This window comes from Flavobacterium sp. GW823-FHT06G12, assembly GCF_058794775.1.
In genome coordinates this window covers 1-16,934 of sequence record NZ_JBXAHE010000002.1, presented here as the reverse complement: position 1 = coordinate 16,934, position 16,934 = coordinate 1, and the positions used below count along the sequence as shown (strand labels likewise).

18 protein-coding genes are annotated in these 16,934 nt (G+C 33.4%); 13 read left to right on the top strand and 5 right to left on the bottom strand.

The genetic code is table 11. The features are described from left to right. Window positions 1–10 precede the first annotated feature (10 nt). Window positions 11–805: a helix-turn-helix domain-containing protein gene (locus tag AC1Q5Z_RS06950; protein ID WP_343589224.1), complete on the bottom strand. Its 795-nt coding sequence runs from the start codon at window positions 803–805 to the stop codon at window positions 11–13. A 199-nt stretch (window positions 806–1,004) separates the two neighbouring features. On the opposite strand from AC1Q5Z_RS06950, the gene AC1Q5Z_RS06945 reads away from it, so the two are divergent. Continuing rightward, the gene (locus AC1Q5Z_RS06945; protein ID WP_492444132.1) at window positions 1,005–2,489 is read left to right on the top strand and encodes a DUF1254 domain-containing protein; all 1,485 of its coding nucleotides are present in this window, start codon (window positions 1,005–1,007) and stop codon (window positions 2,487–2,489) included. A gap of 65 nt (window positions 2,490–2,554) precedes the next feature. Here AC1Q5Z_RS06945 and AC1Q5Z_RS06940 read toward each other — a convergent pair whose 3' ends face one another. Further along, on the bottom strand, window positions 2,555–3,148 hold the full coding sequence (locus tag AC1Q5Z_RS06940) for a GNAT family N-acetyltransferase (RefSeq protein ID WP_343589228.1): 594 nt from the start codon (window positions 3,146–3,148) through the stop codon (window positions 2,555–2,557). Between the two features lie 216 nt (window positions 3,149–3,364). On the opposite strand from AC1Q5Z_RS06940, the gene AC1Q5Z_RS06935 reads away from it, so the two are divergent. Further along, window positions 3,365–4,708 carry an FAD-dependent oxidoreductase gene (locus AC1Q5Z_RS06935; protein ID WP_198855494.1) on the top strand — a complete coding sequence of 448 codons (1,344 nt, stop codon included), beginning with the start codon at window positions 3,365–3,367 and terminating at the stop codon, window positions 4,706–4,708. An 88-nt stretch (window positions 4,709–4,796) separates the two neighbouring features. Here AC1Q5Z_RS06935 and AC1Q5Z_RS06930 read toward each other — a convergent pair whose 3' ends face one another. After that, window positions 4,797–6,314: a helicase HerA-like domain-containing protein gene (locus AC1Q5Z_RS06930; protein ID WP_492444131.1), complete on the bottom strand. Its 1,518-nt coding sequence runs from the start codon at window positions 6,312–6,314 to the stop codon at window positions 4,797–4,799. A gap of 381 nt (window positions 6,315–6,695) precedes the next feature. Between AC1Q5Z_RS06930 and AC1Q5Z_RS06925 the strand changes: the two genes are divergently transcribed. The 8 genes from AC1Q5Z_RS06925 (at window position 6,696) to AC1Q5Z_RS06890 (ending at window position 13,165) form a co-directional block, all read left to right on the top strand. After that, window positions 6,696–7,520, top strand: coding sequence for a MotA/TolQ/ExbB proton channel family protein (locus AC1Q5Z_RS06925; protein ID WP_198855496.1), 825 nt, complete (start codon window positions 6,696–6,698; stop codon window positions 7,518–7,520). A 41-nt stretch (window positions 7,521–7,561) separates the two neighbouring features. Continuing rightward, window positions 7,562–8,173, top strand: a complete 612-nt coding sequence (locus tag AC1Q5Z_RS06920; RefSeq protein WP_095928222.1) for an ExbD/TolR family protein — start codon at window positions 7,562–7,564, stop codon at window positions 8,171–8,173. A 19-nt stretch (window positions 8,174–8,192) separates the two neighbouring features. Beyond that, window positions 8,193–8,750 (top strand): ExbD/TolR family protein, encoded by a 558-nt coding sequence (locus AC1Q5Z_RS06915; protein WP_492444130.1) that lies wholly within the window; start codon window positions 8,193–8,195, stop codon window positions 8,748–8,750. A gap of 39 nt (window positions 8,751–8,789) precedes the next feature. Continuing rightward, entirely contained in the window at window positions 8,790–9,590 is an 801-nt protein-coding gene (locus AC1Q5Z_RS06910; RefSeq protein ID WP_492444129.1) for an energy transducer TonB, read from the top strand. After that, window positions 9,590–9,820 carry a hypothetical protein gene (locus AC1Q5Z_RS06905; RefSeq protein WP_111286913.1) on the top strand — a complete coding sequence of 77 codons (231 nt, stop codon included), beginning with the start codon at window positions 9,590–9,592 and terminating at the stop codon, window positions 9,818–9,820. The genes AC1Q5Z_RS06910 and AC1Q5Z_RS06905 overlap by 1 nt, the downstream gene beginning before the upstream one ends. A 2-nt stretch (window positions 9,821–9,822) precedes the next feature. Next, window positions 9,823–10,746 (top strand): PstS family phosphate ABC transporter substrate-binding protein, encoded by a 924-nt coding sequence (locus AC1Q5Z_RS06900; RefSeq protein WP_492444128.1) that lies wholly within the window; start codon window positions 9,823–9,825, stop codon window positions 10,744–10,746. A 16-nt stretch (window positions 10,747–10,762) separates the two neighbouring features. Then, a complete protein-coding gene (locus tag AC1Q5Z_RS06895; RefSeq protein ID WP_492444127.1) occupies window positions 10,763–12,430 on the top strand; it encodes a tetratricopeptide repeat protein in 1,668 nt (555 codons plus the stop codon). A 102-nt stretch (window positions 12,431–12,532) separates the two neighbouring features. Next, window positions 12,533–13,165, top strand: a complete 633-nt coding sequence (locus AC1Q5Z_RS06890; protein ID WP_198855500.1) for a 7-carboxy-7-deazaguanine synthase QueE — start codon at window positions 12,533–12,535, stop codon at window positions 13,163–13,165. 75 nt (window positions 13,166–13,240) lie between these two features. Here the strand turns inward: AC1Q5Z_RS06890 and AC1Q5Z_RS06885 are convergent, their stop codons facing one another. Together AC1Q5Z_RS06885 and AC1Q5Z_RS06880 are read right to left on the bottom strand one after the other, a co-directional pair. Next, a complete protein-coding gene (locus tag AC1Q5Z_RS06885; protein ID WP_492444126.1) occupies window positions 13,241–13,786 on the bottom strand; it encodes a YfiT family bacillithiol transferase in 546 nt (181 codons plus the stop codon). 18 nt (window positions 13,787–13,804) lie between these two features. Beyond that, window positions 13,805–14,512 (bottom strand): class I SAM-dependent methyltransferase, encoded by a 708-nt coding sequence (locus tag AC1Q5Z_RS06880; RefSeq protein ID WP_343590013.1) that lies wholly within the window; start codon window positions 14,510–14,512, stop codon window positions 13,805–13,807. Between the two features lie 72 nt (window positions 14,513–14,584). On the opposite strand from AC1Q5Z_RS06880, the gene AC1Q5Z_RS06875 reads away from it, so the two are divergent. The 3 genes from AC1Q5Z_RS06875 to AC1Q5Z_RS06865 all read left to right on the top strand — a co-directional run bounded on the left by AC1Q5Z_RS06875 (window position 14,585) and on the right by AC1Q5Z_RS06865 (window position 16,858). Further along, entirely contained in the window at window positions 14,585–15,079 is a 495-nt protein-coding gene (locus tag AC1Q5Z_RS06875) for a YkgJ family cysteine cluster protein (protein WP_095928213.1), read from the top strand. 99 nt (window positions 15,080–15,178) lie between these two features. Continuing rightward, entirely contained in the window at window positions 15,179–16,414 is a 1,236-nt protein-coding gene (locus AC1Q5Z_RS06870) for an ABC transporter permease (protein WP_343590017.1), read from the top strand. Between the two features lie 240 nt (window positions 16,415–16,654). Next, on the top strand, window positions 16,655–16,858 hold the full coding sequence (locus AC1Q5Z_RS06865) for a hypothetical protein (RefSeq protein WP_492444125.1): 204 nt from the start codon (window positions 16,655–16,657) through the stop codon (window positions 16,856–16,858). Window positions 16,859–16,934 lie beyond the last annotated feature (76 nt).

The following is a 16,934-nucleotide window of genomic DNA, read 5'->3' as shown; positions in this document are numbered from 1 at the left end:
TGCGAAAAACTTATCTTTTATGAGAAAGAAAATAAGAATCGGGATCGAAAGTTTTTGGAGTGGTTTTAGTCACGTCTTTAAACTTTTTGATAAAATGCGACTGATCAAAATATTTATTGTAAAGCGCAATATCAGTCAGTTTTAGTTTTTCTAAATCCGAATTTACCATTTGATCCACCGATTTTCTAAATTTCAAAATCTGAATGTATTTTTTAATCGTTAATCCGGTTGCAGTTTTAAACTTAATCTGAAGCAATCGTTGTGAAGATTTTAATGCTGTACTGATTTCAGAAACTGAAATTTCATCTTCACGAAGTCGTATTATCTCGCAAATTTTTTCAATGGTATTTTTTTCTGAATTTAAATCAGACAAAGTTTCAAAGTAGGTATTTATTGTATTTAATACAATTTCGATGTTAGAATTGGTCTGAATTTTAAAAGGAAGTTCTGCAGCATCAATTTTAATAATTGAGTCTGTAAAATTGCTTAAATCGTATTTTGGAAACATTGAAAGCGCCCAAGTGTGAAGCTGAATAATGGTAACTTTAGTTTTCTGCTGTATATTGACCAAAACTTTATTAGTCATTTGCGAACAAAAGTAAACACCTTCGTTCATTTGATATTTGGCTTTACTGGTATGAACTTCAATAGAATTTCCAGTTATAAGAGCTAGATTAAAACAGCCATTTGGCAGAACAAGTTTGTTTTCGATTAGGCTTTCGCCGACGCTATTATCGAGACACCAAACTTTATTGACAAACCGTTCCGCTTTTACGGTTACATAATGTTCTGAATATAGCTGCATTTTTTTTTAGATTGATTTGTCAATTTGATTTCAAATTTAGGTTAAAAAGAGAATGATGCAAAAATGAATACCCATAAAAAAACAGGTTTCATTTTATAACTTGAAACCTATTTGAAGATGGCAAGTGGCTAATTTTGTATGAACTAGATTTAAATTTGATTGGTATTTTATCCCTAATTCAAGTTTAAATCTAATTATTATGAAAAAAATCATTCCTTGTTTGTTTTCATTATTTCTTCTTGCAACGGCCTGCAAGAAAGAAATCAAAGTAAATAATGAAAGCGTTTCTGCAGATTCTTCAAGTGTAGACGGCTATGAGTTTGTTGGTGGATATCCAACAGAGGCAACTATACAAAAAGCATACGATGATGCCGATCTTAATCGTGCGATTCAAACCTATAAATTTTTCTATCCAACCGTTTCGGGCGCAGCAATTGGTCTAGGAAATCTTGAAATAGGAGTAAAGGCCAATTCCGTTTTTGGAACATTAGATACAAAACCAGGTCAAATAGGGTATACATTAAATTCAGATACACCTTATGCACCAGTAGTTTTAGATTTATCCAAAGGTCCTATGGTTGTCGATATTCCTACAGGTCCGCTTATTGTTGTTGCCATGGATGTTAATCAGCGTTGGGTTGCCGATATGGGAATTCCGGGGCCAGATGCAGGAAAAGGAGGCAAGCACTTAATTCTTCCATTTGGTTATAAAGGGCCAATTCCATCATCTGGATATTATATTTGGCATGCTTCATCTGATAATCTAACTGTTGGTGTGCGTTCGCTTCCTGTTGGTGGAGATGTAAAAGGAGCTTTAGAACGCTTAACAACAGTAAAAGTTTATCCGTTCAATAAAACTTCTGATTGGAAAGAACCAAAATGGCTTCAATTGACTGACAAACCGCAAAATAGTACACCGTTAAAATATGAGACCACTTTTAAGTATTGGGAAGTTTTAAAAGAAATTATCGATCGTGAACCATCTTATGATGGATATCGCAATTATTATGGAGAATTGGCAGTGCTTGGAATTGCAAAAGGAAAGCCTTTTACGCCAGATGAGCGTATGAAAAGTATACTTTCAAAAGCAGCAAAAATTGCTAATGCTCAAATGCGTGTGCAATCGTTTGCCGATCGTCGTCCAGATCGTATAGTTTGGAAAGATCGCCAATGGGAATGGGTTGGGCTTCGCCCTGAAAATGGAGATTTTAATACCGAGAATTATGTTGATATAGATGCGAGAGAAACTTGGTTCTACCAGGCAATTGGTGCTTCTCCAGCTATGTTTAGACGTCAGGAAGGTTCAGGATCTTTATATTGGTTAGGATTGAAAGACAATACAGGAAAATATGTTGATGGAAGTAAGACCTATAAACTTACACTTCCTACACCTGTACCAGCAAAACTTTTCTGGTCTGCTACAGTTTATGATGCCGAAACGAGAAGCCAGATTGCTACAGACCAAAATAAAGCAGCACTTCGTTCTATGTTTGAGCTTAAAGATAAAATAGGAGGCAAAACAGTTGATTTGTATTTTGGACCAAAAGCACCTGCAGGCAAAGAAGGACAATGGATAAAAACAATTCCAAATAAAGGTTGGTTTGTTTACATACGTATTTATGGACCAGAAAAAGCCGCTTTTGATGGAAGTTGGAAACCAGGAGATTTTGAAGAAGTAAAGTAATCTATTTTTAAAAGATAAATTAATTCAAAAACAGGAGCCGACTTTAAAAGTCGGCTCCTGTTTTTTTAGATAAAGTGGGAGAAATTGTCTTCTTTAGTTTTCGCCCATTCCTCCAATATAATACTAAAATAAACGTCATCTTTACTTTTTCCTTCAGAGTCAACATAATTATTTCTGAAAATTCCTTCTTTCACAGCTCCCAATTTTTCAATAGCTTTCTGTGATCTTTTATTCTCTAGATCTGCGCTAAACTGAATTCTCCTAAATTGAATTTGTTCGAAGCCAAAATTCAGCAGTTCAAATTTACACGCTTGATTTAAGCCCGTTCCTTGAAACTCTTTTCCGTACCAAGTCCAACCAATTTCGCATTTTTGGCTCGCGTGATTTAAATAACCGTATCGTGTGCTTCCTGCAACTTTGCCTGTAGCTTTATCAATAATTAAAAAAGGATAACAAATTCCGTCCGCTTTTTGTTTTAATGTACTTGAAATATAGTTTTCAAAATCTTGATCGTTTCGAAGATACATTCCCATATATTTCCAGATAGCATCATCAAAAATGATTTTCTTGAGTTCTATATTTCTTTCACTTTCAAAAGGAATTAAAAGAGCTTTTTCATTTTCTAAAATAATCTCTGATTGTAAAATTTCGCTGTTCATGAATTTTGTTTTTATTGAATGAATTAGATAGAAAACGAAATTAGTTGTTTAATTTTTTCAAATAAACTAAATAAAATAACAATTTGTTATATTTTTAAAATCAAGAAAACTGAAATAGCCTTTTCAAATCACTATTTGCGAACAATTTGTTCATTTATTTTACGGCTCATGTATTATTATTAGTTATTTTTACGACCCAATATTAGATTTTCCTCGATGCAAACTTCATTAAAAATTGCTGTTGTTGGTTCTGGACTTGTAGGGTCGCTTCTGGCAATTTATCTTAAAAAAGCGGGTCACTCTGTTCATGTTTATGATCGTAGTCCCGATATTCGAAAAATAAATTTTTCTGGACGTTCTATTAATTTAGCAATGTCTAATCGTGGCTGGAAAGCTTTAGATGCAGTAGGTGTTGGCGATGCGGTTCGAGAAATCGCGATTCCGATGGATAAACGTGCCATACATTTGGTAGATAAACTGAACTTTCAGAATTACGGTCAGGAAGGCGAATCTATTTATTCTATTTCAAGAGGAAAATTAAACAGAAAAATGATCGATCTTGCTGAAGAAGCTGGAGCTGAATTCCATTTTGAACAAAAAGTTTGGGACGTTACTTTGAACGATGCCACACTTCATATTGGAGAAAGCGAAAGAGGAGAGTGGGAAGAAAGAAAGTTTGATATGGTTTTTGGTGCCGATGGAGCTTTCTCTAGAATTCGCCACAGAATGCAGCGCCAGAGCATGTTCAATTATTCTCAAGAATTTTTGAATATGGGATATAAAGAATTGAATATTCCAGCAAATCCAGACGGAACACATAAATTAGATAAAAATTCATTTCATATTTGGCCCAGAGGCGAGTACATGTTAATTGCGCTTCCTAATCTTGACGGAAGTTTTACCTGTACTTTATTTATGCCTTTTGAAGGAGAAAACTCTTTTGAATCGTTAACAGACCGCAAGATGGTCGAAGATTTCTTCGAGAAAAATTTTCCAGATTCTATTGAAGTTATTCCAGAATTGGCAAATGATTTCTTTAAAAACCCAACAAGTACTCTAGTTACGATGAAGTGCTTTCCGTGGACTTACGAAAACAAAGTTGCTTTGATTGGAGACGCTTGCCATGCCATAGTTCCATTTTACGGACAAGGAATGAATGCAGGTTTTGAAGATATTACCGTTTTAAACGAAATGATTGAAAAGTACCAAGATGATTGGAAGAAAATATTTGCTGAATATCAGATCTCAAGAAAACCAAACGCAGATGCAATTGCAGAGCTTTCGTATCGAAATTTCTTAGAAATGAGTACCAAAACGGCAGATGAAAAATTCTTGTTGCAAAAGAAAATTGAGAAAATCTTTTCAGACAAGCATCCAGACAAATGGATTCCGCTTTACAGTCGAGTTACTTTCAGCGATCGTCCGTATGCCGAAGCTTTAGCAATCGGAGATTATCAAAACGGAATTATGGAAGAAGTCCTTCGAATGGAGAATATCGAAAATATTTGGAACGGTCCTGAAGTAGAAAATAAAATTCTCGCTTTATTAGAACAGGCTTAAGTTTTTTCTAGTCCGTATTTGAATAAGTAAAATTAACCTTTGTCATAAAGAAAACCCGACAGATTTTAAAACCTGTCGGGTTTATTTTTTACTTTTTTAAGAATTTTGATAAAACTCCAAAAACACCTCTTATAAAGGTAGCGCTTGTTACCACTTTCAAAACAGATTTGGTAACGACCTCTGTAGTGCTTGGTTCTGCTTTTGATGATTTCGCAGGAGCTTGCTCTTCTTGTTTTGCTGCAGCTTCAGAAGCTTGTGCCAGCTTCTTGTTTAAAATTTCAAAAGCACTTTCGCGGTCAATTTCTTCAGCGTATTTCTTTACTAATTTCGATTTACCGTTTATCTCGTCAATTTCTTCAGCAGACAAAACATCCATTCGGCTCATTGGCGCACGCATCATTGTGGCCACAAGAGGAGTTGGTATACCTTTTTCATTAAGAGCAGTTACCAAAGCTTCTCCAATTCCTAAACTCGTTAATAATTCATCAGTCTTATAATAAGGAGAAGTAGGATAGTTATCCGCTGTTTTTTTAATTGCCTGACGATCGTTTGCTGTAAAGGCTCTCAACGCGTGCTGAATTTTTAATCCTAATTGAGCCAAGACTCCACTAGGTACATCCATAGGGTTTTGAGTAACAAAATAAAGTCCAACACCTTTAGAACGAATTAATTTTACTATTGTTTCTATTTGCTCCAAAAGCGCTTTACTAGCTTCATTAAAAATTAAATGCGCTTCGTCAATAAAGATAACCAATTCGGGTTGGCCAGCATCTCCTTTTTCAGGCATTTTCTGGTAAATTTCAGCCAAAAGACTTAACATAAAAGTCGAGAACAATTTTGGTTTATCTTGAATATCTGTTAGACGTATGATATTAACATAACCTTTCCCATTTTCATCAATTCGCATTAAATCGTCGGTTTCAAAAGACAATTCGCCAAAAAACAAATCTCCACCTTGTTGTTCCAATTCTATAATTTTTCTAAGAATTGTGCCTGTTGTAGCAGTTGAAATTTTTCCATAACTGGCAGCAATTTCATCTTTACCTTCCTCAGTAATATAATTAATTACTTTCTTAATATCTTTTAAGTCTAATAAAGGCATTTGAGTATCGTCGCAATATTTGAAAATAACTGCAACAACTCCAGCTTGTGTATCGTTTAAATCTAGAATTCGCGAAAAAAGAACTGGTCCAAACTCAGAAACCGTTGCACGCAGACGAACTCCATTCTGTTTAGATAAAGACATTAATTCAACGGGAAATGCAGCTACATTATAAGGTATATTTATTTTGGCATGACGTTCTGTAATAAAACCTTCTTCTTTACCTTCTTTGGCTATACCACTAAAATCACCCTTAATATCCATCATTAAAACAGGAATTCCAGCATTAGAAAGTTGCTCCGAAAAAACCTGAATTGTTTTGGTTTTTCCTGTTCCAGTTGCACCCGCAATTAATCCATGACGATTTAAAGTTTTCAGCGGAATTTTGACATGAGCTTCTGCAATTGGCTCACCATCAAGCATTGCGCCTCCAAGTATAATGCTGTCTCCCTTCGAGGAATACCCCGTATTTATATCAGCAATAAAATTCTCTTTTTTATTCATGTTTTTATTTGTAATTTAGATTGTTATATGAGTATTGCTTTGTTTTTGGGCACTTTTTATGTGGTTTTTTTTAGTAAGAAAAAGCTTTTTTTGATTGAAAATTTAATAAAAAAAAAATTCGCAGCTTTTTAAGAAGATATCAAAGGAATCTTTGAATATTTACTAAAACGTTGTAATTTTTCTAATTATCGTCCTTTTTTTTGTTTTATCTAAAAAATGATGATGGCAATTTAATGAGATATTTTTTAATTTGAAGTTAAATTTCGGTCAATTAAATTAAAAAAAGTTTTTTTATTTAAACTAAACGTATAAATTTGCTCCTCTACAAGTTAAATATAACTAAAAAATAAAAATTATTTAAAACTATTAAAATTAAAAAAAATGGCAAACGTTAAAGTTAAAAAAGAAAGCACTTCAAATGGCGGAGGAATGATCACTGGAATCATTATTGTAGCGTGTATCTTAGTAGGGGTGTTTATTTGGAAAGTAATCATGGGGGATTCTGCGAACTTCGAAGGAGGTAATCCAGAAACAGGACATCCAATCAATACATTAGGACAAGTATATAAAGGAGGTTTCATCGTACCAGTATTATTAGGTATGTTTTTAATGGTTGTTGTTTTTTCTATTGAAAGATTTATTGTTATCGGTAAAGCTGCAGGAAAAACTAACCTTGACAAATTCATGAAAAGCGTTCAAGGTAGTATTAAAGAAGGAAACATCGAAGCTGCTATTGCTTCTTGCGACAAACAACAAGGTTCAGTTGCAAACGCAATTAAATCAGCTTTAGTAAAATACCAAGATGTTAAAAAAGAAGGATTCAACAGCGAAGAAGCTTCAGAAGTAATCCACAAAGAAATTGAAGAGGCAACTTCATTAGAAATGCCAATGTTAGAGAAAAACATGACTATTATCTCTACTTTAGTATCTTTAGGTACATTAGGAGGATTATTAGGAACTGTATCTGGTATGATTAAAGCGTTTGGTGCGTTAGCTTCTGCTGGTACTCCTGACCAAGCTGCTCTTGCAACAGGTATTTCTGAGGCACTTATCAACACTGCAACAGGTATCTCTACTTCTATCTTAGCAATTATCTCTTACAACTTCTTTACTGCTAAAATTGACGATTTAACTTACTCTATCGATGAGGCTGGTACTACAATCGTGAATACTTACAGAAAATTCAGAGGAAGTTTAAGACAATAATTAATTTTTGATTTTTTATCAAAAAAATAAAATAAAAGATAATGGCTAAAATTAAAATGAAAAAGAAGTCTACATCGACAGATATGACTGCGATGTGTGACGTAGCGTTCCTTTTGCTTACGTTCTTTATCTTAACCGCTACTGCTAAAGTGCCAGAGGCATTACCTGTAGATATGCCTGCTTCTGTTGCAATAAGTAAACTGCCAGATACTGATTTGGCTATTATTACAATAGGAAAAGGGAAAGTCTTTTTTGACATCAAAGGAAGAGAAGTTCGTAAAAGAACTCTTGAAGGAATGGGTGCAAAATATGGTATTGAATTTTCAGAAGAAGATAAAACCAAATTTGCTCTTATGGACGATTTTGGTGTGCCAATTACAGGTTTAAAGCAAATCATTGATATGAAAGCGGCGGATAGAACCAAAGCAAACCAGCCTGGAATTCCTTTGGATTCATTAGATAATCAATTAAAAGAATGGCTTCTAATCTCTAGAAGAGCTACAATTGATTTGGATGACAAAGAATTGCAGATTGCGATTAAAGGAGATGCTAAAGAAGAATATCCAAGAATTAGAAAAATTATGGATATTTTGCAAGATCAGAAAATCAATTCCTTTAACTTAGTTACAGGTAAAAGAGGAAGAGACTTTTAATTAAAAAATATACACTAAGATGGCTGAATTAAATACCGGCGACGGCGGTGGTGGTAAAGGTGGTAAAGTAAGAAGTAAAAAGCAGAATTCGAAAGTCGATTTAACAGCGATGGTGGATTTGGCATTCTTATTGATTACATTCTTTATGTTAACTACTTCGTTGTCAAAACCTCAATCGATGGATTTATCATTGCCGAATAAAGAGCCAGATGATAAGCCAGTAGAAGATACAAAGGTAGATGAAAATCGAACAATGACAGTAATGTTAGGAGGCGATAACAAAATGGTTTACTATATGGGGTTATTGGCATCACCAAAAGTGGGGCCAAAAGATATTGCATATGGTAAAGATGGAATCCGTAGAGAATTGTTAAAACAAAAGAAAAACGTTTTAGCTTATTCTGCTGCTTTAGGGAAACCTAAAAACGGAATCATTGTGATCATTAAACCAACGAAAAAATCAAATTACCGTAATTTGGTTGATATCTTGGACGAAATGGCTATCACTGGAGTTGAGACGTATGCAATTGTTCCTGAGTTTACACCAGAAGAAACAAAAGTGATAGATAAAAAATAAGAGCAATCTTAGATTTTGTCGACTTAAAAATCAAGAAGTATGAAATTAGATATTATAAAAAATCAGTGGCTTGATATCGTATTCGAAGGACGTAATAAGATATATGGAGCATACGAGCTGAGAAAATCAAACGGAAAAACAACTGTGAAAGCACTTGTTATTGGTTCTCTTATCTTTAGTGCTGCTGTTGCTGCTCCTCTTATCGCGAGTTTGTTACCAGACTCAACAGAAGAAGAAGAGGTTAAAGAGGTTAAGATGGCTGCGGTAAAATTGCCTCCTAAAAAAGAGGAAATTAAGCCTAACATGCCACCACCACCGCCGCCGCCGCCAAAAGTGGATCAGGTTAAATTCGTTAAACCTGTGGTTGCAAAAGCGGAAGAAGTAACTGAAGACCCACCAAAAATTGTTGATTTAAAAGACAAAAAAGTTGGTGCTGAGACTATCAAAGGAGATCCAGATGCAGTTTTAACTGTTGATGAGCCAGTTGGAAAAGGACCAGTAGCAGAGGTGGTACAAGAAGATAACACTGTATATAATACAGCTGGTATCGAAGTAAAACCAGACTTTCCAGGAGGTATTGAGAAATTCTACAAATTCGTAGGAAACAACTACAAAACTCCAGAAGAAGAAGGTTTAAAAGGTAAAGTTTACGTTACGTTTGTAGTTGAAAAAGACGGGTCATTAACAGATATTAAAGTTTTAAGAGATATCGGTTATGGTACAGGAGCAGAAGCAATTCGTGTTCTTAAAAAATGTCCAAAATGGACTCCCGGCGAGCAAAATGGTAAAAAAGTTAGGGTATTATACTCTCTTCCTATTACTATTCAATCTGCAGAATAATGTTAAAAGATATGCTTAATAATATTCAGAAGAAATCGCTCAAAGAGCGATTTCTTCTTGTTTTAGGAATACTGTTTTTTTTAATATATCTTGTACTCGGTTTAATGATTATGTTTTGGGAAAAACTTCCACTTAATATGGAACCGAAATATAGATATGCCTTTGGTGGATTACTGATTGTATATTCTGGAATAAGATTTTTAAGATTAATTAATTCAAAAGAAGAATAATTATGTTGAAATATAGTAAGGCTTTAGGTTTGGTTGTTTTTGTCTTTTTGTTTGCCATGTGCAACCAAAAAAGCAAAAGTGAAACTGAAAAAGAAACCATTTTAAAAGGATCACTTGATATTGCGGTTGATGAAACGGTAAAGCAAATTGTAGACGATCAGGTTGCTGTTTTTGAAGGTACTTACTATGATGCAAAAATTACAGTAAAACCAAAATCTGAAGCTGAAGTAATTAATGATTTATTAAATCAAAAAGCTAAAGTTGCAATTACAACGCGAGATTTAACTCCTGAAGAAATTGCTCGCTTTGACAAAAGCAAAATTAAACCAAGAGTAACTCCTTTTGCTCATGACGCTATTGCTTTTATTTCTAATAAAAACAATAATGATACATTAATTGCGTTGAAAAGTGTGATTGATTTCATGCAGGGTAAAACGGATGGCAAAATTAAAGGCCTTGTTTTCGATAATCCTAATTCAAGCACGGTTCGTTACATGAAAGAATTGGCGAAAGTGAATGAAATACCTAAATCTGGTGTTTTCTCATTTAAAACAAATAATGAAGTGATCAAATTTGTTTCTGAAAACGACGGTATGATTGGTGTTATTGGCGTTAATTGGTTTTATCAACCAACACCTGATATGAAAGAGACAATTAATAAAATAAATGTCCTTTATGTTAAAGGTTTGGATAGTAATGAATATTATAGTCCTACTCAAAACGACTTAGAAATAGGGAAATATCCTTTGGCACGTGATTTGTTTATTATCAATTGTCAAGGTTATTCTGGATTAGGAATGGGCTTTGCTTCATTCATTGCTGGAGATATTGGACAACGCATAGTTTTGAAATCAGGATTGTTGCCATACAAAACTCCAGGACGAAAACTGAAAATTAGAAGTGAAATTATAAAAGATAAAGAATAAATTAATTACAATAAAGATGAATAAATTTAAAATTTTTAGTCTTGCATTAGTTGTGTCGGCTACGGCAACTAAAGCGCAGGATATCAACCAAGCAAAGAAGGCAATCGATGCTGAACAATTTGATAAGGCAAAAACTATCCTTAAATCAATCATCAAAGCTAAACCTTCAGACGGTGAAGCAAATTTTGTTTTAGGAAATGTTTATTTGAATCAATCTGTTATCGATTCTGCAAAAATCTATTACAATAATGGATTACAAGCTTCAGACAAGAAAAACTTAAGCTATATTGGTTTGGGTCAATTAGATCTTGATGCTAAAAACACAGCTGCAGCTCAAGCTAATTTTACTTTAGCGACTAAAGACATGAAGAAAAAGGATGTAAATGAATTTATTTACATTGCTAGAGCTTACATGAATTCTGATAATCCAGACTATAAAAGCGCAACTGATATTTTAAAAAGAGCTTTATTAGTTGATCCTCAAAATGCACAAGCATTATTGGCTATTGGAGATGCTTACTATGGAGCAAACAATCAAAATGATGCTTACAAAGCTTATCGTGATGCTTTTACAGCTGATAATACTTTATTGAGAGCAAAAATGCAATTAGGAGTTTTATTAAAAGGTGCTAAATCTTATGATGAAGCAATTAAATCTTTTAATGAGGTTATCGCTCTAGATGCAAACTACGGACCAGTTTATAGAGAGCTTGCTGAAACATATTACAAATGGGCAAGAAACAAACCTTCTACAGCTAAAGTTAACTTGCAAAATGCAATTACAAACTATGAGAAGTATTTAAGTTTGACAGATTACTCTCTTGATTCTAAAATGCGTCATGCAGATTTCTTGATTTTGGTTAAAGATTACAAACAATTAGAAACTGTTGCAAACAAAATGATTGCTCAGGATAAAGTAAATCCTAGAATTTTCAGATATTTAGGTTATGCAGCATATGAAAACGGAAATGTTGATGTAGCGATTAAATCTCTTCAAGATTATATCAATACTCCATCTAACAAAGTAATTGGTAGAGATTACTATTATTTAGGACTTGCTAAAATTAAAAAAGGAACTGCAGCTGATGGTACAGTAGATCAAGCAGCTTTTGATTCAGGTTTGGCTGATATTAAAAAAGCGGTTGAATTAGAGCCTCTAGTAGTAGAAGAATTTGCAGATTTTGGAAAAGAATTATTCGGAAAAAAACAGTATGCACAAGCTGCAGCTATTTTTGAACTTGGAGCAAGTAATCCAGAATCTAAAAATTATTTAGATGACAGTGTTTATTATGGAATTTCTTTATACTATGGTAATGCTAGTAAACCAAAAGAAAGCCGTGATGCTGTTGCTTTAGGAAAAGCAGATGCAGTTTTTGATAAAATTTTAACTACTGCTCCTAGTTATGATGAAGCATACTTGTACAAAGCTAGAATCAACTCTTTATTAGACAAAGATGATATGATCATTAAAAACTATGAAGAGTATGTTGCTAAAATTTCTGCAAAAGGTGCTGAAGAAGTAGCTAAACCAGCTGTAGCTAAGAAATTTGTTGAGGCTTACAATGGTATTGGTGCTGCTTATGCTAACACAGATAAAGCTAAAGCTATTGAGTATTTCAATAAAACTTTAGTATTAGATCCAGCAAACTCATATGCTACACAATCTATAAAAGCTTTAAAATAATTAGAGGATTTTAAGGAATATATAAAAACCGATAGTTCAAAAAACTATCGGTTTTTTTGTTCCGTATATTATTGACTATCTTTGCACTCTTAAAATATTAAAATGTTACCAAAAGAAATACAATTAGAAGTAAATAAAGGAGCAATGCTTCCTTTGATGGAAGAGTTTTATACCATTCAAGGAGAAGGTTCACATACAGGACGAGCTGCTTATTTTATTAGAATTGGAGGATGTGATGTGGGGTGCCATTGGTGCGATGTAAAAGAAAGCTGGAATGCTGAGCTTCATCCGCCAACAAGTGTAGATTTAATTGTAGAGAATGCTGCGAAGTATGCTGATACAGTTGTTGTAACTGGTGGAGAGCCTTTATCTTGGGATATGACGCTTTTGACAAAACGTTTAAAAGAAAAAAATCTAAAAGTACATATTGAAACTTCTGGAGCTTTTCCATTGTCGGGAACTTGGGACTGGATTTGTCTTTCGCCAAAAAAGAATAAGTTGCCTACTCAAACAGTATATGATAATGCGCACGAATTAAAAGTGATTATCTATAACAAACACGATTTTATTTTTGCAGAAGAACAAGCAGAATTAGTAAATGATAATGCGATTTTATTCTTGCAACCAGAATGGAGTAAAAAAGAAGAAATGACTCCACTGATTGTTGATTATGTTATGAATAATCCAAAATGGAGAGTTTCATTACAAACGCATAAATATCTTAATATTCCATAAAACAAAAAATCTCTTCACGCGAAGAGATTTTTTTGTTTTTATAAGTATACAACTGTGTAAAAAGTAAACATTCGATTACTTCCAGTTTTTGTGTTTTTTTAAAGCTATAATATGTGCTAAGTGATGATTTCCATGCCAAGCATACATTCCAATAATTTTTTTGAGTTTGTTTTCTGAATTATCTGCAGGATGTATAAAAGTTTTTTCTAAATCAGATTCAGATAAATTTCTCATAATATAGCCCAATCGAAAGTGAAGTCCCTTTAATAAATCTAGAGTTGGTTGAATAGGCATTGTCAAATTATCGTTTAATTCAGACCAAAGAACTTCATCATAAGCTTTAATAACGGGATTATTTTCTGTTAATGTCCATTTAATTCTGACGTAACAGTTCATGTGGCTTTCGGCACAATGATGAATGACTTGTCTTACGGTCCAACCGCCAGGACGATATGGGGTGTCTAATTGTTCGTCGGTTAAGTGAATAGTTTCTTTTGCTAATCTTTCTGGAAGAGTTTCAATTTCTTTAATTTTTTCAGATAGATATTCTTTTGTGTAATCTTGAGGGATAATAAATTTTCCAATAGGATATTTTAACTTCTCTAAATCTAATTCTTTCATGGTTTTTTATGGTTTGTTTTAAATTGAAAGTTTAGCTAAATAATCATAATGTTCACCTTCAAGGACTAGTTCACAATTTAAACCATTAGCAATTGCTGCATTTTGAAGCGTATTATAATCCAAATACAACCAGTCAAAAGATTCTTCCTTCTCTCCTTTGTAACTAATATTAAAAACTAATTCACCGTAATAATCGTTCTCAGACGGAATCCATTTGCCGCCGTCTTCATCTTCATCAAACATATAAATGATGTCGGAGCTGTCAATTAAAATTTGTCCGCCAGGATTTAAAAGAGATTTTAATTTAGATAAGTATTTGTTGCAGTTTTTTAACTGGCCAAAAATACCTGTGCCATTCATTAAGAGCAGGATCGTGTCAAATTTTTCTCCTTCAAAATCTAAAACATTTTCAACTTTAGCATTTTTTATTCCTCTAAGGCGACAGGTTTCAATTGCTTTTTTTGAAATATCAATAGCGGTTACTTCTAAATTGCGTTCATTTTGTAGCGATAAAGCATGGCTTCCCGCGCCACATCCTACATCTAATATTTTTCCTTTAGCCAATTGTAAAGCTTTTTGCTCAATTTTAGGCATTTCGTTATAAGTGCGGAAAAGATATTCAACACTCATTTCGTCTTCTTCAGAGATTGAAGTTTCGGTGATAATGTCTTCAGGTGAATTTTTGGTGTAAAAATCAAATATCGCCTTCCCAAAAAGATCTTTCATTGTTTTAGTTCAAAGTTTAAGGTTTCAAGTTCAAAGTTGTTTAATTTTGCAAATCAACTTTAAATAGTAAACTTGAAACAGATTTTAAATAACTTAAGTAAGTTAGCCAAAGATAAGCATAACGAGAATAAAAAGTATTTCGATAAGCTTAAAAAGAAGCCACCTAAAAATTTAGATTATATTATGCAAGATTTGCACAATGCTGAATTTAAAAGAACGGATTGCTTAAAGTGCGCTAATTGCTGTAAAACAACAGGACCATTATTTACTTTGGCAGATATTGAGCGAATTTCAAAACATTTTAGACAAAAGCCGCAACAGTTTATCGATCAGTATTTACGAATTGATGAGGATAAAGATTATGTTTTGCAAAGCGTTCCATGTACATTTTTGGATAACGAAAACTATTGTATGATTTATGATGTTCGCCCAAAAGCTTGTAGGGAGTTTCCTCATACAGATCGAAACAAATTTTACCAGATTTCAAACTTAACTTTGAAAAATGTCGAAATATGTCCAGCGGCATTTAATATTGTAGAAGAAATGAAAAAGAAACTGCCATTATAGATAAAAACAAGTAATTGTTTCTGAGAATATATTGATTTCCTTTTTTAAGGTGTATTTTTGGGAAAGGAATAATTAAACAACATAAAGAAAACTCGTAATTTGAATTTAGAATATTTCATAGCCAAAAGACTTATTACTGCAAAAGATTATAAAAGCAGTATATCGGCACCCATTATAAAAATTGCTATTTCGGCAATCGCAATCGGAATTATCATGATGATGGTTTCTGTAGCGACTGGAATTGGTTTGCAGAAAAAAATTCGCGAAAAAGTTTCTGCTTTTAATGGCCAGATTATAATTTCTAATTACGATAATAACAATTCAGAAGTTACAACAGTTCCAATTTCGAAGAAGCAAGATTTCTATCCTAATTTTAAATCAGTTCCAGAAGTAAGTCATATTCAAGCTGTAGCTAGCAAAGCGGGAATAATTAGAACCGAAAATGCTTTTGAAGGAATAATATTCAAAGGAGTTGGTGCAGATTACGATTGGAATAATATTAAAGAATATATCGTAGAAGGTAAATTGCCAGATTTTACAAAAGCATTGAATGAAGATGTTATTATCTCGAGATTTCTTGCTGATCGCTTAAATTTGAAAATCGGAGATCAATTCAATACTTTTTTTATTAAAGAGGAGCAAGGTAAGCTTCCAAACAGTCGTCGGTTTAAAATCGCAGCCATATTTAATTCAGGATTTCAAGATTTTGATGCAACATATATTATTGGCGACATCCGACATATTCAGAGAATTAATAAATGGAACGAAAACGAAGTTGGAGCGTTTGAGGTTTTTGTCAAAGATTTTAATGAAATTAAATCAATAGGAAATAAAATCTACGAAGAAACATCATCTAATCTGGATACGAAAACCATTATAGAAAAATACAGTTATATTTTCGATTGGCTTCAGTTGTTCGATTTTAATATTGTAATCATCCTAGGAGTTATGATTCTAGTTGCTACCATTAATATGGTAGTGGCATTGTTAGTTCTTATTTTAGAGAGAACTCAAATGATTGGAATTCTAAAATCGATGGGAGCAAATAACTGGTCAGTTCGTAAAATATTTTTATATAATGCTTTTTATTTAATTCTGCGAGGGCTATTTTGGGGAAATTTAATAGGGATTTCAATTCTGTTGATTCAGCAACAATTCGGAGTAATTCAATTAAACCCTGAAAACTATTATGTAAATCAAGCTCCTGTTTATCTAAATTGGATTTATGTACTCTTATTAAACCTGCTTACTGTTGGTGTTTGTTTTTTGGTGCTATTAATCCCCTCTTATATAATAACCAAAATATCTCCTGTAAAAGCAATTCGTTTCGATTAAGTAAAAAGGAAAATGGTAATATCAAATCCGACAGTTTTTTAAAAGCTGTCGGGTTTGCTTTTTATATGTATATAATATAAGTATGAAATATGATGCCGGGCAGACGCGAAGCTTTAAGCTTTAACGGTAAATGGGAGCCGTTTGCGGCTATGGGCTGGAATCTTTTGCGGCCGAAGGCCTTCCCAAAAAGGATTTCCGCTCCCATCGGGGCTAAATGGGCTGTTTTTGATAAGGGGTTTTTTGGAAAAGGAGAGCTTAGAGATTGAAAAATTATGCAAAAAAGAGAGCCGAAGACTAAAAACTCCGCAAAATTGGGAAGCGGAACCCCGCGTAAAATATGAAAACAATAAAGAGATTAGGAAAAACCCTGCAGATTCTGAAAAAACTGTGATCTGTAAAGGGTGTGTTATGAGACAGTTAAGAAAAAGATTGAAAAAAGATTAAAAAAAGCGGACAAAAAAGCTTGGAAAAGCGGAAAAAGGTTCTACTTTTGCACCCGCAACAGCGAAACGCTCATCGA

What these genes read in the sequence shown, in the direction of transcription:
- AC1Q5Z_RS06905 (WP_111286913.1), top strand. Translation starts at nt 9,590, where the DNA reads ATGTTAAAAGATATGCTTAATAATATTCAGAAGAAATCGCTCAAAGAG.
- AC1Q5Z_RS06890 (WP_198855500.1), top strand. Translation starts at nt 12,533, where the DNA reads ATGTTACCAAAAGAAATACAATTAGAAGTAAATAAAGGAGCAATGCTT.
- AC1Q5Z_RS06950 (WP_343589224.1), bottom strand. Translation starts at nt 805, where the DNA reads ATGCAGCTATATTCAGAACATTATGTAACCGTAAAAGCGGAACGGTTT.
- AC1Q5Z_RS06925 (WP_198855496.1), top strand. Translation starts at nt 6,696, where the DNA reads ATGGCAAACGTTAAAGTTAAAAAAGAAAGCACTTCAAATGGCGGAGGA.
- AC1Q5Z_RS06935 (WP_198855494.1), top strand. Translation starts at nt 3,365, where the DNA reads ATGCAAACTTCATTAAAAATTGCTGTTGTTGGTTCTGGACTTGTAGGG.
- AC1Q5Z_RS06910 (WP_492444129.1), top strand. Translation starts at nt 8,790, where the DNA reads ATGAAATTAGATATTATAAAAAATCAGTGGCTTGATATCGTATTCGAA.
- AC1Q5Z_RS06920 (WP_095928222.1), top strand. Translation starts at nt 7,562, where the DNA reads ATGGCTAAAATTAAAATGAAAAAGAAGTCTACATCGACAGATATGACT.
- AC1Q5Z_RS06900 (WP_492444128.1), top strand. Translation starts at nt 9,823, where the DNA reads ATGTTGAAATATAGTAAGGCTTTAGGTTTGGTTGTTTTTGTCTTTTTG.
- AC1Q5Z_RS06880 (WP_343590013.1), bottom strand. Translation starts at nt 14,512, where the DNA reads ATGAAAGATCTTTTTGGGAAGGCGATATTTGATTTTTACACCAAAAAT.
- AC1Q5Z_RS06940 (WP_343589228.1), bottom strand. Translation starts at nt 3,148, where the DNA reads ATGAACAGCGAAATTTTACAATCAGAGATTATTTTAGAAAATGAAAAA.
- AC1Q5Z_RS06915 (WP_492444130.1), top strand. Translation starts at nt 8,193, where the DNA reads ATGGCTGAATTAAATACCGGCGACGGCGGTGGTGGTAAAGGTGGTAAA.
- AC1Q5Z_RS06895 (WP_492444127.1), top strand. Translation starts at nt 10,763, where the DNA reads ATGAATAAATTTAAAATTTTTAGTCTTGCATTAGTTGTGTCGGCTACG.
- AC1Q5Z_RS06885 (WP_492444126.1), bottom strand. Translation starts at nt 13,786, where the DNA reads ATGAAAGAATTAGATTTAGAGAAGTTAAAATATCCTATTGGAAAATTT.
- AC1Q5Z_RS06945 (WP_492444132.1), top strand. Translation starts at nt 1,005, where the DNA reads ATGAAAAAAATCATTCCTTGTTTGTTTTCATTATTTCTTCTTGCAACG.
- AC1Q5Z_RS06930 (WP_492444131.1), bottom strand. Translation starts at nt 6,314, where the DNA reads ATGAATAAAAAAGAGAATTTTATTGCTGATATAAATACGGGGTATTCC.